Annotated in this window: 13 protein-coding genes; 5 read left to right on the top strand and 8 right to left on the bottom strand. The window is 62.1% G+C overall.

The annotated features are described in order from the left end of the window. A partial coding sequence (locus VFZ66_03820; protein ID HEX6288289.1) for a GTPase occupies positions 1-561 on the top strand: 561 nt, incomplete at its 5' end. A gap of 58 nt (positions 562-619) precedes the next feature. Here the strand turns inward: VFZ66_03820 and VFZ66_03815 are convergent. Both VFZ66_03815 and VFZ66_03810 read right to left on the bottom strand, forming a co-directional pair. Beyond that, a complete protein-coding gene (locus VFZ66_03815) occupies positions 620-1,042 on the bottom strand; it encodes a hypothetical protein (GenBank protein HEX6288288.1) in 423 nt (140 codons plus the stop codon). Positions 1,043-1,177: 135 nt separating this feature from the next. Next, entirely contained in the window at positions 1,178-1,798 is a 621-nt protein-coding gene (locus VFZ66_03810; GenBank protein ID HEX6288287.1) for a hypothetical protein, read from the bottom strand. Between the two features lie 336 nt (positions 1,799-2,134). On the opposite strand from VFZ66_03810, the gene VFZ66_03805 reads away from it, so the two are divergent. The 3 genes from VFZ66_03805 (at position 2,135) to VFZ66_03795 (ending at position 6,696) form a co-directional block, all read left to right on the top strand. Beyond that, positions 2,135-3,337, top strand: coding sequence for a GNAT family N-acetyltransferase (locus VFZ66_03805; GenBank protein ID HEX6288286.1), 1,203 nt, complete (start codon positions 2,135-2,137; stop codon positions 3,335-3,337). A 146-nt stretch (positions 3,338-3,483) separates the two neighbouring features. Further along, the gene (locus VFZ66_03800) at positions 3,484-5,055 is read left to right on the top strand and encodes a molybdopterin-dependent oxidoreductase (protein ID HEX6288285.1); all 1,572 of its coding nucleotides are present in this window, start codon (positions 3,484-3,486) and stop codon (positions 5,053-5,055) included. A gap of 261 nt (positions 5,056-5,316) precedes the next feature. Further along, positions 5,317-6,696 carry a cystathionine beta-synthase gene (locus VFZ66_03795; GenBank protein HEX6288284.1) on the top strand — a complete coding sequence of 460 codons (1,380 nt, stop codon included), beginning with the start codon at positions 5,317-5,319 and terminating at the stop codon, positions 6,694-6,696. An 85-nt stretch (positions 6,697-6,781) separates the two neighbouring features. On the opposite strand, the gene VFZ66_03790 is transcribed toward VFZ66_03795, so the two are convergent. From VFZ66_03790 to VFZ66_03780, 3 genes are all read right to left on the bottom strand, one after another. Continuing rightward, complete coding sequence (locus tag VFZ66_03790) at positions 6,782-7,963, bottom strand: acetyl-CoA C-acyltransferase (protein HEX6288283.1); 1,182 nt, start codon at positions 7,961-7,963, stop codon at positions 6,782-6,784. 60 nt (positions 7,964-8,023) lie between these two features. Continuing rightward, positions 8,024-10,444 (bottom strand): 3-hydroxyacyl-CoA dehydrogenase/enoyl-CoA hydratase family protein, encoded by a 2,421-nt coding sequence (locus VFZ66_03785; GenBank protein HEX6288282.1) that lies wholly within the window; start codon positions 10,442-10,444, stop codon positions 8,024-8,026. A gap of 146 nt (positions 10,445-10,590) precedes the next feature. Beyond that, on the bottom strand, positions 10,591-11,772 hold the full coding sequence (locus VFZ66_03780) for an acyl-CoA dehydrogenase family protein (protein ID HEX6288281.1): 1,182 nt from the start codon (positions 11,770-11,772) through the stop codon (positions 10,591-10,593). Positions 11,773-11,936: 164 nt separating this feature from the next. Here VFZ66_03780 and VFZ66_03775 point away from each other — a divergent pair, with 164 nt between their 5' ends. After that, complete coding sequence (locus tag VFZ66_03775) at positions 11,937-12,386, top strand: CBS domain-containing protein (protein ID HEX6288280.1); 450 nt, start codon at positions 11,937-11,939, stop codon at positions 12,384-12,386. Positions 12,387-12,588: 202 nt separating this feature from the next. Here the strand turns inward: VFZ66_03775 and VFZ66_03770 are convergent, their stop codons facing one another. The 3 genes from VFZ66_03770 to rfbC form a co-directional block, all read right to left on the bottom strand. Continuing rightward, the gene (locus VFZ66_03770) at positions 12,589-14,541 is read right to left on the bottom strand and encodes a VanW family protein (protein HEX6288279.1); all 1,953 of its coding nucleotides are present in this window, start codon (positions 14,539-14,541) and stop codon (positions 12,589-12,591) included. Positions 14,542-14,891: 350 nt separating this feature from the next. Continuing rightward, positions 14,892-15,677 carry a hypothetical protein gene (locus tag VFZ66_03765; GenBank protein ID HEX6288278.1) on the bottom strand — a complete coding sequence of 262 codons (786 nt, stop codon included), beginning with the start codon at positions 15,675-15,677 and terminating at the stop codon, positions 14,892-14,894. Between the two features lie 35 nt (positions 15,678-15,712). Then, a partial coding sequence (rfbC, locus tag VFZ66_03760; GenBank protein ID HEX6288277.1) for a dTDP-4-dehydrorhamnose 3,5-epimerase occupies positions 15,713-16,074 on the bottom strand: 362 nt, incomplete at its 5' end.

Here is a 16,074-nt window from a genome sequence, read left to right as displayed (position 1 = left end):
CCCGCCAGCAGCGTGTCCACCGCCGACGGCGAGACGCTGCGTAATCCGTTCACGCTGCCGCTGAACGTCCACCTGACCGGCACCGTCAACGTGGATGAGTCGACCTTCGGGCTGTCGGATAAGCTGCTGGATCGGGCCAATGTGATCGAGCTGACTGATGTCGATCTGCAAGCGTTCCGCCGCAGCTACCGCGAGCCGATCGATGCAACAGCCTGGCAGGTAATCGAGCAGGTCGAGGCGATCATGCAGGCGGCGGGACAGCCTTTCGGCTACCGGACGATCGCCGAGGTGCTGCGCTATATCGCCACCGCGCGCGGCGTGCTGCCGGTCGACGCGGCGATCGATCTGCAACTCAAGCAGAAAGTGCTGCCGAAGCTGCGGGGCGAGGATACGCCACGGCTGCGGCGCGCGCTGAGCCAGCTCTACGAGCTCTTCGCGGGTACTGTGCCCGAAGCGCGCCGCGACGTACCGCAGGATGCGCCCTTTCCCGAGTCGGCGGCCAAGGTGCGGCGCATGCTGGAGCGGCTCGACCAGGAGGGCTTTACCGATTTCTACGGGTAGTAAACGAATGTGCCGTCCATCGCTTGATGGGCGGCGCACGCAACGTACAGATGTATTGCTAGAAAACAATGAATTTATACATGTTCCCTACTTTGTTAACCCGAAATCTCCCTTTGATGTTCACCCAACCACCATCTACCGTATGTATTCCATTCTTCCAGTCTGACTCCTCATCTGTTTTGACCGAGTATTCTGCTACAAAGCAAAAATAGTTATTACCTTCTTCATCTACTCTAATAGAGTGAATTTTATAATCATAGATTTTACCCACATAGCGTTGTGTAGTAAATCGCTGAAGCCAGTTCGTCATCAGCATCTCTGCAACCTCAGATTTTGAGGCGCGTTGCACCGGCATCGATATATCAAAAACCTCATTTTGTTCTATCGCCGTGATGTATTCTCGCATGATCACATATCCACCAAAGATGATTATCGAACATACGATCAACGTCAAGATAGAAACTGCTACAATCTTTTTCATCATTCCTCCTTAATTGGAAAATGTTTATCGACCAATTATAGGCATAAGCAGACATAGCAACCTCTCGAACCAGCATCAGTGTCTTCGAGAGGTTGCATCGTTCAAATTTCTGCTATGCAGCGACGAATGTGTATCTTACGGAATATAGTACGTGTAGAGACTCGCTCTGACTTTATCAGGGCCACCTGCATAGCTGACCGTGTTATCGCCCAGGCACATCCGCACTTCGTACAGGTTCAGACCATAAGAATTAATGTTGGTGCCGTTGATTAGCTCGATGGCGTACGTTACCTGCGTCGATGTCGAAGTCCACCGGAGCTTGTCGGGATTGATTGCATCCCTTCGGCCAGCAAAGACGTAATCAGTGTCATCTTCCTTATCACAGGTCGTTGTGGTAGTGTACCAGCCTTCAGTGAATGCGCCATAATACGAACCTGACGGCGGAATATAGATCTCTTCGATGTTCTGCTGCCAGCAGTTTGGAACAGCACCCGGATCGCACGATGCTGTTGTCGAGACATCACCGAGCGGCACTTCCTCAGCTTTATCAACGAGATGCTGCGTTGGATCGATCGATATATGCTGTCGCTGTGGCACCTTTTCCAAGAAAAGATTATCCGCAATCTGTTTCTGCTGCTTGCTTAACCGATTCTGGAAATCCCGCATTTCTTCAAGTGTTATTCCTTCTGAAATAACAAGTTCGACGAAACGATCGATGTCCTGATCCGTAAGGTTGGAGCTAACTTTCAGCAGCATGCCATGCGCTTCGCTGCTCTCGGCAGAAAAGGCAGAAGCGAGCAGAGTACGAGCACGATAACCAAAAAGAGTCGCTTCATGGTAGCCTCCGTTGGAATAGAAGTCGATGGATCGGATGAAGGCAGCCGAATATTGTGGAACTGATCCTTTCTACAAATCCTAGAATCAGGGAGTTGTGGGAGGCAACTGATCCTACAAAAAAGGTCTAACTCTTTCCATACCGCATGTGTCCTGAGTACGTGCTATTCAGGCATACTACAATGCACATAACAAGCACCTGTACGCAAAAGCAGGGATCATCGATCGACTCCAGACAGGCAAGCGAAAGGCTGATCTATGTCAATCCATGCACGGCGAATGACGGAGCGCGACATCGAGGCGGCGGCGACGGCGCAGGCCGAGGCCTTCAACTGGGACGCGGCGGCGATGATCCAGCGCTACCACAATAACCCGATCTACACCTGGCGCGATGGCTGGGTGGTCGAGGAGGACGGCGCGATCGGCGCGGCGGCGCTGGCGGTGCCGACCACCTGGTGGTTCAACGGCGTCGACTACTCCGCCAGCGCGATTCGGGCGGTGGGGGTGCGACCCACATACCGACGGCGCGGCCTAGCCAGCCAGATGATGCGGGCGATCGTCCGGGCCGACCACGAGGCCGGGCGTCCATTCTCGCTGCTGTTTCCCTTCCAGCACGGCTACTATCGCCGCCTGGGCTATGCGACCGTCGGGCTGACGCATTTCTACCGGCTGCCGATCGCCCACATTCCCGATCATCCAGATCTCCGGCGGCGCGTGCGATGGATACAAGAGGCCGATCGTGAGGCGATCTACGATCTGCACCGCCAATCGCTGCTCAGCGGCACGGGCGGGCTTGAGCGCAATCCCGGCCAGTGGGTGGCGCGCTGGGCCAAAGCCGACGAGCGCTGGGTTGTGTACGACGATGGCGGCATTCAGGGCTATCTCGCGTACCAGCCGATCGAAGACCAGCTCTCGATCCGCGAGCTGGTCGCGCTCACGCCTGAGGCCGAGCGCGGACTGTGGTCGTTCCTGGCGGCGCAGATCGAGCAGCAGCGAGCCGTCACCTACCACGCGCCGATCGACAGGCCGCTGTGGGCAATGCTGCGCGAGCCGCTGATGTTCGAGGCAGCGCAGCGCGGCTTTGTGCTCAGCGATGCCGCCGCGCTGGTAGCCGGGCTGATGGCACGCTTGGTCAATGTCACAGGCGCGTTCGAGCGCCGCCGATTCGCGCCGGAGCTGCGAGGGCGGCTTGCCCTGGCGCTCCACGATCCGGTGCTGGACGCCAACACCACGACATGGCAGATCGAGTTTGGCGACGGCGCGGCCCACGCTACGCCCACTGAGTCCACACCCGACGTAACCTGCGATGTCGTGACGCTCACACAGCTTTTCTGCGGCGTGCTGCGCGCTTCCGCCGCGCGGTGGTATGGGCGGCTCGACGGCGACGACGCGGCGGTAGCCCTGCTCGATCGTGCGTTTGGCGGCGCGTCGCCGTTCATCCATCCCGCCGATTACTTTTAAGTTTCGAGTTCTGAGCTTCCAGCTCCTGGTTCTTTGTTCTTTCGCTCCGGCCATCGATCTAAAAGCGTATGCGCGGCGTAATATAGATGTAACATCTGCGGTGTATGCTGGAACGCATGGACCTAAGGCACGATAAAGGAACTGGTATGCTGCGCGCTGCTCCCCGGAATGGTCTGATCGCCGGTCTGCTGGCGACAACCCTGCTCGTCGGATTGCTCTACCTGCTGAGCGCCTTTCGCTGGCTGTCGTTCGTGCCCTACGATCTGGCCGACCTGATCATTCGTCTGACGCCGGGCCAGATCGCCACCGAGGGCATCGAGGCGCTGGGCGTGGTCGCTAAAATCACGATCAAGCTGGTATCGATCGCCCTGGTGATCGGCTTTGGCGGCGTGTTGGGCGGAATCGTCGGCTGGCTGGTGGAGCGCCGGGGTGAGCAGCGTATTGGTGGCACGAGCAATAGCGCCGCGCTGGTGCTCTTTCTGGCGCTGCTTGGCCTGGCTTTGGCGAATCAATCGGCGACGCAGACCAGCCCGCTGCTGCCCGTGCCGTTCCTGATCCGGCTCTTCGCGGCGTTTGGCTGGGGCGCGCTGCTGGCGTATCTTTATCGAGGTCTGGCCCGCCCGCAGATTCACGACGAATCCGCGCCTGAGGCACAGCACGAGCGGCGGGCGTTCCTGGTCAAATCGGGCGCGGCAGTTGTGACGCTAGCGATCGGCAGCACGGCGCTGGCAGAGCTATTCGCGGCAGCGCCCGACACCCCGCCGGATCAGGTCGCGCTGCTGCCCGGCTCCAATCCCAACCCAACGCCAGTCCCGGACAGCCTGGGCAATTTCCAGGCACCGGCGGACGTGCGATCACGAATCACCTCACAGCGCGATCTGTACTACGTCTCCAGCCGCACCCGTGACCCACGGGTCGACCCGCAGACATACACGCTCAGGATCGAAGGCAACGTCGAGCGCCCGCTAGAGCTGACGCTGGAGCAGCTTCAGCGCCTGCCGCGCGTCGATCAGACCAGCACGCTCGAATGCATCTCCAACGAGGTCGGCGGCAACCTGATCGGCAACTGCACTTGGAACGGCACCCGGCTGGCCGATCTGCTTCAGCAGGCGGGATTGCGCGCGGAGTCCAGGCGCGTGGCGCTCTACGGCGCTGACGGCTACGTCGATTCGATCGACCTGGCCGATGCGCTCAAGCCGACCACGCTAGTCGTGCTGGGCATCGACAGCCAGCCCCTAACGGTGCCGCACGGCTATCCCGCGCGCCTGATCGTGCCCAACATCTACGGCATGAAGAACGTCAAATGGCTCCAGCGCATCGAGGTCGTCACCTTCGATTTCCAGGGCTACTGGCAGGAGCGCGGCTGGAGCAATCCGGCGGTCGTCCAGACCACCAGCGTCGTCGATACGGCGGGCGGGATCAGCCTGGAGAACGGCGTCGTGCCGCTGGGCGGAATCGCCTTTGCCGGTAGTCGCGGCATTCAGCGCGTGGAGGTGCGCATCGACGAGGGCGAGTGGAGCGCGGCGACGCTTGAGCCCGCCGAAAGCCCGATCCAGTGGCGGCGCTGGCGCTGGGACTGGCCCGCAACCCCCGGACGGCATATGGTTACGGTGCGCGCGATGGACGGCGCGGGCGAGCTGCAAACCGAGGGCATCGCCGATCCGCATCCTGACGGCGCGACAGGCTATCACAGCGTGCGGGTGGATGTGCGGGGCTGAGCGAATCGCCACATACCAGCTTCAGGAGGGCGTTCCAGCGAGCGCCCTCTTGCCGTGTCTGCGGGATTGAATCGCCAAGATCGGGCCGAATATGCTACCATTAGTGCGCCGACAGGCCGGGGATGTGGGGATGGCCCCACACATTCCCTCTGCTGATACAAAATCGCATATGCTGTTTTCCGAACAGCGGCCTTGATTCTGCATTAGGCAGTATAATCTCAACGAGGAGGTTTTTTCTTTATGTCTATATCCGATCCAAGCATGTCCGTCGAACTTGACATTAAGAACAATATATTAGACGCCATCGGCAACACACCGCTGGTTCGGCTTAACAAAGTCGCACAGGGCATCAAGGCCAACGTGCTGGTCAAATGCGAATTTATGAATCCGGGCGGCTCGGTCAAAGATCGCATCGGGATCGCCATGCTGGAGGACGCCGAGCGCCGGGGTCTGATCCGGCCAGGCGGCACGATCGTCGAGGGCACCAGCGGCAATACCGGCGTGGGCCTGGCGATTGCGGCGGCGATCAAAGGCTATAAGACCGTTTTCGTCATGCCCGACAAAATGAGCGACGAGAAGATCCGCCAGCTTCGCGCGTTCGGCGCGCGCGTGGTGATCACTCCCACCGCAGTGGAGCCGGACGATCCGCGCTCGTACTACTCCGTCTCCAAGCGCATCGCCGAGGAAACGCCCAACGCGATCCTCGCGGGCCAGTACTGGAACCAGGCCAATCCCGAAGCACATTACGCCACCACCGGCCCTGAGCTGTGGCGGCAGACCAACGGCACGCTCGATGTGTTCGTGGCGGGCATGGGCACCGGCGGCACGATCAGCGGCGCGGCGCGCTACCTGAAAGAGCAACATCCGGGCGTGATCACCGTGGGCGTGGACCCGATTGGCTCGCTCTACACCGAGTATTTTCGCACGCGGCAGCTTGGTCAGGCACACTCCTACAAAGTCGAGGGCGTGGGCGAGGACTTCCTGCCGACCACCATGGATTTTAGCGTCGTCGACGACGTAGTGCAGGTCGGCGATAAAGAGTCGTTCCTGATGACGCGGCGGCTCGTGCGCGAGGAAGGGCTGTTCTGCGGCGGCTCATCCGGCATGGTCGTTGCGGGCGCGCTGCGCTGGATTCGTGCCAACGATCTGGGCGAGGATAAGACCGTCGTGGTGCTGCTGCCCGACTCCGGCTCGCGCTATCTGTCCAAGATCTTCTCCGACGACTGGATGCGCGAAAATGGCTTCCTGGAGAGCGGCACCGTCAGCGAGCTGCTGGAGACGCGCAGCCGCGCGCTCGTCACCGCCAACTCCAACGATACAGTCGGCGCGGTGATCGGGCAGATGAAGCGCGACAGCATCTCGCAAATGCCGATCGTGGACGATCAGGGCAAGCTCTCCGGCCTGATCAGCGAAGTCGATCTGCTGAACTACCTGCTCAACAGCGGCGGCGAGATCGACCACCCGATCTGCGACATCATCAGCAGCGACGTGGTCACGGTGCGGCCCGACACGACGCTGGACACACTCAGCGAGATCGCTACCAAGGGAGCCGTCGCCGTCGTGGTGGACGACGAGGACCAGCCGATCGGGATCATCACCAAGATCGACATGATCGACTACCTCGCAAGCAAGGTGCGGTAGCTACGCGAGGCCCTCACCCCGGCGCTTGCGCGCCACCCCTCTTCCATAGCGATGGGAGAGGGCCGGGGTGAGGGCCTGCTCGATCCTATGTCAGGTTCTCGAAGATCCCGGCAGCGCCCATCCCGCCGCCGATACACATCGTCACCATGCCGTAGCGCGCGTTGCGCCGCCGCATCTCGTTGAGCAGCGTCACCGTCAGCTTCGCGCCCGTGCAGCCGAGCGGATGGCCCAGCGCAATCGCGCCGCCGTTGACGTTGACCTTGTCCAGATCGATCTCAAGCTGCTTGACCACCGCGAGCGCCTGGGCGGCGAACGCCTCGTTCAGCTCGATCAGGTCGATGTCTTCCACCGACAGGCCCGCCAGCTTGAGCGCCTTGGGGATCGCCACCACCGGGCCGATGCCCATCACCTCCGGGGGCACGCCGCCGACCGCGAAGCTCACGAAGCGGGCCAGCGGCTTGAGGCCCAGCTCGTCCGCTCGCTCGCGGCTCATCACCACCACCGCCGCCGCGCCGTCGCTGGTCTGCGAGGCGTTGCCTGCGGTGATCGTGCCCTTGACCGAGAAGACGGGCTTGAGCTTGGCAAGCGCCTCGCGCGAGGTGTCGCGCCGCACGCCCTCATCCACCTCGAAGGTGAAGCTCCTGGTGCGCGGCTGCCCGCCCTGGCTCAGATCTGTCACCTCGACATCCAGCGGCACGATCTCATCGCGGAACTTGCCCGCCTCGATCGCCGCGCCCGCGTTGTGATGCGAGCGCAGCGCGAACTCGTCCTGCTCCTCGCGGCTGATGCTGTACTGCCGCGCGACGTTCTCGCCGGTCAGGCCCATGCCCATGTAGACCTCAGGATGCACCTCGACCAGCGCGGGATTCGGCGCGAACGAGTTGCCGGTCATCGCGACCATGCTCATGCTCTCGGTGCCGCCCGCCACGATAATATCGCCCATGCCCGACATGATCTGCTGCGCGGCCAGCGCGACCGTCTGCAAGCCCGACGAGCAGAAGCGATTGACGGTCTGCGCCGGTACGGTGTTGGGCAGGCCCGCCCGCAGCGTGGCGATACGCGCCACGTTCATGCCCTGCTCGGACTCCGGCATCGCGCAGCCGATGATCACGTCGTCGATCAGGCTCGGATCAAGACCTGAGGCCCGCTCGACCGCCGCCTTGATCGCCGCCGCCGCCATATCGTCGGGGCGCACCGTCCGCAGGCTGCCACGGTGGGAGCGACCGACAGCGGTACGCGCGCCGCTGACAATAACTGCTTCACGCATAGTGTATCTTCCTTTTTACGGCCAGTGAGGACGTATGATCATACACCCCCGCAGCGCTATCTAATTCCGCAACGGCTTGCCGGTCTGCAACATATGCCCGATGCGCTGCTGCGTCTTGGGCTCGCCCATCAAAGACAGGAACGCCTCGCGCTCCAGATCCAGAATATACTGCTCCGAAACCCACTGCGGCGCGGAGAGATCGCCGCCGCACAGCACATGCGCCAGCTTGCCCGCGATCAGCGCGTCGTGCTCCGACATGAAGCCGCCCCAGCGCAGTTGCTCGACCGCCATCAGCAGCGCCGCCTTGCCGCGTCGGCCCAGGGCGTAGATCGGCGTGTCGTTCGACGCGGGCGGCGTGTAGCCGATCTCGGAGAGATCCAGCGCCACCTGCCTGGCATAGCCGATCAGATAGTCATCGTTCATCACGATCGGATCGGCCTCGTCCAAGAAGCCGAGCGCGCGCGCCTGCGCGGCGCTCTCGCTGACCTTGGCAAAGCCGATTGTCTCGAAGATCGCTTGCAGATACGGCAGCAGATCCGCGCCCGACGCGACGTGCGGCGCTAGATTGCGGCGCAGCAGCTCTTTACATCCACCGCCCGCCGGGATGAGCCCTACGCCGAACTCGACCAGGCCCATGTAGGTTTCGGCTGCGGCCACAATCCGCCCGCTCGCCATTGAAACCTCGGTGCCGCCGCCGAGCACGCGGCGGAATGGCGCGGTCACGACCGGCTTGGGAGCGTGGCGGAAGGCCATTAGCAGATCTTGAAGCTGCTTGGTCGCCGCGTCGATCATGCCGAACTGGCCGCCCTGGATCGCGCCGATGAACAAACCGAGATTCGCGCCGACGCAGAAGTCCTGCCCCTGGTTGCCGATCACCAGCGCGCTCCACTCGGAGCGTTGCAGCAGCTTGAGCGCGGTGTAGCCCAGCTCGGCGATCTGCGGATCGAGCGAGTTGGCCTTGGAGTGGAACTCAAGACACAGCACGCCGTCACCTAGATCAAGCATACTGGCCGATTCATTGCGCTTCAGCTCGTGCCGCGTGCCGTGCAGCTCCTTCAACAGGATCGCCGCGACGGGCCGCTCGATCGGCACGTACTGCCCCTTGGCCGGATCGTACTCGCCGACGACGCGGTTATCCTGGCGCTGGTAGAACGTCTCGAAACCCTTGCCCAGCATCTCGTCGACCCACGGCGCGACCGCGATGTCTTTCTGGCGCATCAGGTCGACGGTCTTGCGCACGCCCAGCGCGTCCCACATCTCGAACGGACCTACCTCGGCGTTGAAGCCCCAGCGCATGGCGTTGTCGATGTCGAGCAGGCGATCGGCGATCTCAGGGATGCGCCGTGCGGCATAGGCCAGCGTCGGCAGCGTGGTGTTGATGATGAAGTCGCCCGCCCGATCGCCAGCGCCGAGGTCGAAGATCACCCGCAGCCGCTCGCCCAGGTCTTCGATCTTGCGCACCTGCCCGACCAGCTCGAAGCGTGGTTTTTGAGGCGGCTCGTACTCGCCGGTCCGGACATTCAGCGCATGAAACTCGCTGCCGCTCGCGCCCTTGACGCGCTTGTAGAAGCCCGCGCCGGTCTTGTTGCCCAGCGCCCTGGCTTCGAGCAGCCTGCTCAGCACCTCCGGCAGCCGAAACATCTCGCGGCTCTCGTCGTCTGGGATCGCCTGGTACAGGTTCGATGTGACGTGGGCCAGCACATCCAGCCCGACCAGATCCGCCAGACGGAAGGTTGCGGTCTTGGGATTGCCGATCAGCGGCCCGGAGAGCGTATCTACCTCCTCGATCGAGTAGCCCTGCTCCAGCGCGTAGAGCATACGCACCTGTCCGGCATAGGTTCCCACGCGGTTGGCGATAAAGTTCGGTCGATCCTTGGCGATCACGATGCCTTTGCCCAGGTGCCTGGTGCCCCACTCGCGCAGAAACGCGACGACCTCCGGCCTGGTTTCGGGCGAGGGGATCAGCTCCAGCAGCTTGAGGTAGCGCGGCGGGTTGAAGAAGTGCGTGCCCAGGAAGTGCGACCGGAACTCGTCGCTGCGGCCCTCGGCGATCTGCGCGATCGGAATGCCCGACGTATTGCTCGACACGATCGCGGTCGGCTTGCGCGCCTCGTCGATGCGCGCCATCAGGTCGCGCTTCGGCTCCAACTGCTCGACGATCGCCTCGACGATCCAGTCGGCGTGCCGCACCGCGTCGAAATCGTCCTCCAGGTTGCCGAGCGTCACCAGCCTGGCGGCGTCGGGGCTGAAGAGCGCGGCGGGCTTGGCCTTGAGCTGACGCTCCCACAGGCTTTTGACCAGCCGATTGCGCACGTCGGGCACGGCCAGCGTCAGCCCTTTGGCCGCATCCTCCGGGCTTAGCTCCTTGGTGGGGATGTCGAGCAACGTCACGGGGATGCCCGTGCTCGCCACCAGGGCGGCAATTCCACCACCCATCGTTCCGGCACCAATCACGACAACACGATTAATGGTATACGACATACGTGCTCCTTTGCACACGTAACGAGGATAAAGAACAGAGAACAAAGGGCTATGGGGCTGAGCAAAAGAACAAAGGAACAAAAGAACAAAACGTCCGCCTGCTTTGTTCCTTTGTTTCCTTGTTCCCTTGTTCGCTTGTTCCCCCGCTACGCAAACGCCTGAATGCCCGTAATTTCGCGCCCGACGACCAACGTATTGATCTCGTTGGAGCCTTCGTAGGTGTAGACTGCCTCCATGTCGGCAAAGTGCCGCGCCATGTGGTTCTCCAGCAGGATGCCGTTGCCGCCCAGAATCTCGCGGCCCAGCGCCACGACCTCGCGGGCACGGGCGGCGTTGCGCTGCTTGGCGAGCGAGGCCATGCCCTCGGTCAGCTTGTCCTCGTCGCGCAGCCTGGAGAGCCGCCAGCACATCAACTGCATCGCCGTCACCTCGCCGAGCATATGCACCAGCTTTTGCTGGATCATCTGGAAGCTGGCGATGGGCCGCCCGAACTGCTGGCGTCTGATGGCGTAGTCGCGGGCGATCTCGAATGCCGCCAGCGAGTGGCCGACCGCTTCCCAGGCGACGCCGTAGCGCGTGTTCATCAGCACATGGGCGGTGTCTTTGAACGAGTGGGCGTTGGCAAGGCGGTTGCTTTCGGGCACTTCGCAGTTCTTGAGCGTAATGTCGGCGTTGAGCACCGCGCGCTTGGCGATCTTGCCCTCGATGACCTTGGCCTCGAAGCCGGGCGTGTCCTTCTCCACCAGAAAGCCGTTGACCTGGCCCGTCTCATCGTTGCGCGCCCAGATCACCGTGACATCGGCGAAGGTCGCGTTGCCGATCCAGCGCTTCGCGCCGTTCAGCACGTAGCGGTCGCCGACGCGCGTCGCGCGGGTTTGCAGATGCGAGGCGTCGGAGCCGATCCAGGGCTCGGTCAGGCCGAACGCGCCGATCTTTTCGAGCCGGGCCATCGCCGGCAGCCAGCGCTGGCGCTGCTCCTCGGAGCCGCAGTAGTAGATCGAGCTCATCGCCAGGCCGCTGGTAACGCCGAAGAAGGTACACACGCTGCCGTCGCCGCGCGACAGCTCCATGCCGATCAGGCCAGCCGCGACGCTCGACATGCCGGGACAGCCGTAGCCTTTGATCGGGCCGCCCGCGATATTAAGCTGCGCCAGCTTGGGGATGAGCTCGAAAGGAAACTCGCCACGCTCCCAGTATGGATTGATGATCGGCGTGACCTCCTCGTCGCAGAATGTTCGCACACGATCGCGGATGTCGCGCTCTGCCTCGGTGAGGAGCTCGTCGAGCAGGTAAAAATCGGTCGCCTGATCTATCCCTTCGATTGCCATCGCTCAGCTCCATTTTCTTGAATAATTTTCAAGTTTTATTATAACAGCTTTTGGCACGTACGATGCAGAGAAGAGCCGCGACAGGCCAAACGATCGGCACACGAACGCAGCCGGTAATTTCGAGTATCATGGAACACAGAAGTGGTGTAGCGAAAGGAACGAGCATGGAAGCCATACGTGTAGCGGATGTCATGAACACATCGGTGATCACAGTATCCGATGAAGCCCCGCTCTTCGAGGCGATCGATACGCTGCGACGCAACCGAATCAGCGCGCTGGTCGTCGTCGATCACTCCGGTCATATGGTGGGCGTGATCTCACAGACCGACCTGCTGCGCGCGTGGCAGCAGAGCACCGACAACCCCGACGTGATGAAGAGCCCTGTTAGCGAGTATATGACCAGGGACGTGATCTCGTGCGCGCCGCATAAATCGCTGGACTACGCGATGCGTCTGCTCAACGAGCACAAGATCCACCGGCTGGTCGTCGTCGAGAGCGTCGCCGGTGGCCGGTTCGTCACCGACCGCATGATGCCCGTGGGGATTTTATCGCAGACCGACATCGTGCGCAGCTTGATCGGGCGCTTCGGCACGGGCGAGGACGATTCGGAATAATCCCACCGATGCGATCCAGGGGCACCGCCGTGCCGTGATGACGATAATTGAGGGATGCGCCCTGGCGGCATACATCCGGCGTGCCGTACCCTTGCGACCCTCGCCCATCACGCCCCGACCCAATACAACGCTTCATCGCGACAGATACCAAAAAGCACCAGGGGATCAAGCCCTGGTGCTTCTTGTATCCGATGCCCAATGCCTATCCGGCGGGTTTGGGCGTGCGCGGATTTTTGAGGTAGATATTCGGCCACGCCTCGAACTTGGTGACAAACTTGTTCGTACGCACCACCTGGCCGTTCTGCTTGACGATCCGCGTGATCTCGATGTTCATGCCACCACGCGCCACGTCGGTCTGCTTGAACGTCCCAACCGGCTGCTCAGGGTCGTCGATGTACACCGGCTTGGTCGGCGCTGGCGTCTCGTCGGTGATCTTGGGTGCGGTTCGCTCGACGGTGCGGCCCGGAACCTTCGTGCCGTACAGCGCAAAGGTGACAGTCGCATCGGCGTCGTTGACGTAGCCCTGGACCAGCAGCCAGTTGCCGGTATCATTGACGAAGCGCAGGTCGGGACCGCCGCCGGTAAAGATCGTCGAGTCCATGCCGATCGTGTCGTACTTCTCGTACCACGAGATACGGAAGCGATGGGGCGTCCATTCGGTAAACGGCAGACCGGCATAGAACGCGGCGCGGAAGAGCGTGGTCGAGTCCTGGCAGATACCGCCGCCGGGCTCCTTCTGCGTGCGATTGCCGACGATCGCATAGCCTTCCACAAAGCCGTGCGCCTCGTCGATTGCGCCGACGTTCTCGTTGAAGGAGAACTCTCCGTCAGGCGGGACCAGAATGCCATGCAGCAGGTTGACGCCCGCTTTGATATTGGTGATGCGGTACGCCGCCGAGCCGGTAAAATCGCTCTTGCCGACGGAGACGACCTCTTTGATGCCCAGGGTGTGCAGGTTTTCGGCGTTCACGCGCGGCTGCACCTCCTCGACCGGCAGATCGAGCTTGCGGGTGATCGTCGTGATCGCGCCGTTGATCATCTCGACGGTGCCCTCGACGTCCAGCCGGTAGCCGATGCGGCCCTCACGAAAGATCGACAGGTTGCCGCCGCTCCAGTTGACGCGCGGCTCGACCGAGGAGCGCCCGATCTTGTCGGCCAGCTTTGTCGCCCATTTCTGGAGCTTATTCTGGTCAAGCTGCGCGTTGAGCACGCTGCCGGTATCGCCTTCCACGCGCTGAAGCACGATCATATCGGCAATTGTCGGCTGATCCAGCTCGTAGGTTTTGTCCTTGAAGACCAGCTCCAGCGGCGACGAGAGCATCGCCTCTGTGGTGCGGCGGGCCTCGGCGATCGCCTCGGTCGACAGCCTGGGATTGAGATCGCGGGTCCGCAGCGTGACCGCCTGCGGCTGAAGCGTCTGGAGCGCGCCGACAATCTCGGTCGCCGTCTCGTCGATCAGCACCATCCGGCCCTTGACGCTATCCGTCGTCTGCACCTTGGCCTCGGCGATCGTCAGCGTCGCCTCGGTCGGCGGCTGCTCCACCTTGCTGGCAATCCCGCGCAGATAGCTGCTCAGCGTCTCGCCGTCGATCGTGATGCGCAGCGGAAGATCCAGCCCTTCCTGGTAGATCGTCCCGACCTGCCGCAAATTTTCGACCAGCCCGTTGCCGCGCCCGGCGTTGTACGCCTCGCTGACGGCTCGCTGCACATCCACGCGCACACCGATCTCTTCAGGAGTCGGCTGCCAGGTCTGTCCCTGATAGGTGATCGTGATCGGCTGCTGGAGAAACGACTCAAACCTTGCCTCGACCGCTGCCCTGGCCTCGGCCTGCGTTTTCTGGCTTAGGTCGATGCCCTGGAGCGCAACGTTGGGATAGATCCGGTTGGCATACTCGCGGTCGAGCCAGGCAAGACCGGCAAAGCCCGCGCCGACGAGCAGCACCAGCAGCATCAGCGGCAGCTTCCACCACCAGCCGCGACCCGATCGATGTCGTGATGGCGCGGGCGATGGCCGCGAGCGACGACCGACCGTGCGCATCGGGATCGTCGCGCCAGTGTAGGCTTCGTCCTGAATCGGCGTGGTCAATGGTCGCGGTCGGGTGCCGCCACCTCGTCGTTGAATTGGTCCGTATTGCGGAAAGTCACGGTGAGGCATGGACATCTCTTAACGTTAGCGCCCGCTATTTACGATGGGGCGACGACTACGAGGATAGTTGATAGTACCAGGATCGCAATCAAAATAATAGCGGCAATCTTTACGATTCGATTAGCAGTTTGCTTATCCATAACTATCATTAAGGAACGTCATGGCTTCGTTGTCAAGTCATGACCTTCGATCGCTTGTAGTGTACCAATCATAGTGACCAACAGCAATATGCCTGTGCTTATATGTGCTTGAAAGACGGCTCATAGATTCAATCTGCGCGCTGCTCTTATGCGACTTTTAAGCAGGTTTCGCGCCACAGATCGCGGTTTTGGGACGCAATCGCTGCACAGGATGTTCGTCTAGTACAGCCCGTGGATCGCGCGCTCCTCGGCCCGGCTTGGGTGCAGCAGCTCGTAAAAAAGCGCTCGCCTGTCGTCGGCGCGCGGCACGCCCTCGGCAAACAGCCGATCTTCCAGCCGGTTGAGCGCCTGCTCCAACGGCGCGGGATCGGCGCTTATGAGCGCCTGGCACAGCAGCGGCCCGGCCTGCGCACCATCGTCCAGCGTACGCAGCTCTGCCTCCAGCCAGTGATCCAGCGGCACCCAGCGCCACTCAAGGGCAAAGAGCACCCGCGCCAGCGCCTTCGCCCCGCGCGCGACGATCATCCGCCCGGCACAGTCCGCGCCACGCCGCAGGGTTTTCGCCGCCCGCCGAGGCGCGACCCAGGCGTCGATCGTCGCGTGCAGCAGCCGCGCATGCCGAAACGCGCCGTCCATCGCGCCAGCCGCTTCCACCGCCGCGCCCACACGTCCATCACGATCGAAGAGCACACCCGCCCGCTCGTAGGGCCAGCGATCGAGATCGTGGGGCGAGTACCGCTTGCGCTCAAGGCTGGACAGCGCGGTATACTGCACATCGTAGATCAGCCTGCGCTCGCTGCCCTCGCCCTCAAACGCGAACTCGCCGCAATCGGCGGGCACGAGCCGGGCGAAGGCTTCGTCGGAGAGCAGCACCTCAAGATCGTCGTCGGAGAGCGTGTCGTCGTGGCCCCGGCTCTTGGAGCCGACCAGCAGCACGCCCATTACGCCCGGCTGAGCCTTCCATGCTTCGAGACGTTCAGCGGTGGCCGGGAAGATCGGTTGCATCGACATACTCCTCGTGTCTGGCAGTACCAGACCAGCTACGTCGCCGGATGGCAGACAAAATCGCGGTCGATCTCCTCAAGCAGCGGCTGCCGCTGATCGCGGGCCGACAAGATCGGATCGGCTACCGGCCAGTCGATCGCGATCGTGGGATCGTTCCACATCACGCCGCGCTCATGGCTGGCCGAGTAGTACGAGCTGCACTTGTAGGCGACATCGGCGGTGGGGCTGAGCACACAAAAGCCGTGGGCAAAGCCAACCGGAATGTACATCTGGAGAAAGTTCTCTGCCGAAAGGATCTGTCCGAACCACTGGCCGAAGGTGGGCGAGCCCCAGCGAATATCGACGGCGACATCGAAGATCGCGCCGGAGATCACGCGCACCAGCTTGACCTGTCCGG

The organism is Herpetosiphonaceae bacterium, assembly GCA_036374795.1.
Taxonomy (GTDB): Bacteria; Chloroflexota; Chloroflexia; order Chloroflexales; family Kallotenuaceae; genus LB3-1.
This window is presented reverse-complemented; position numbering and strand designations above follow the sequence as displayed.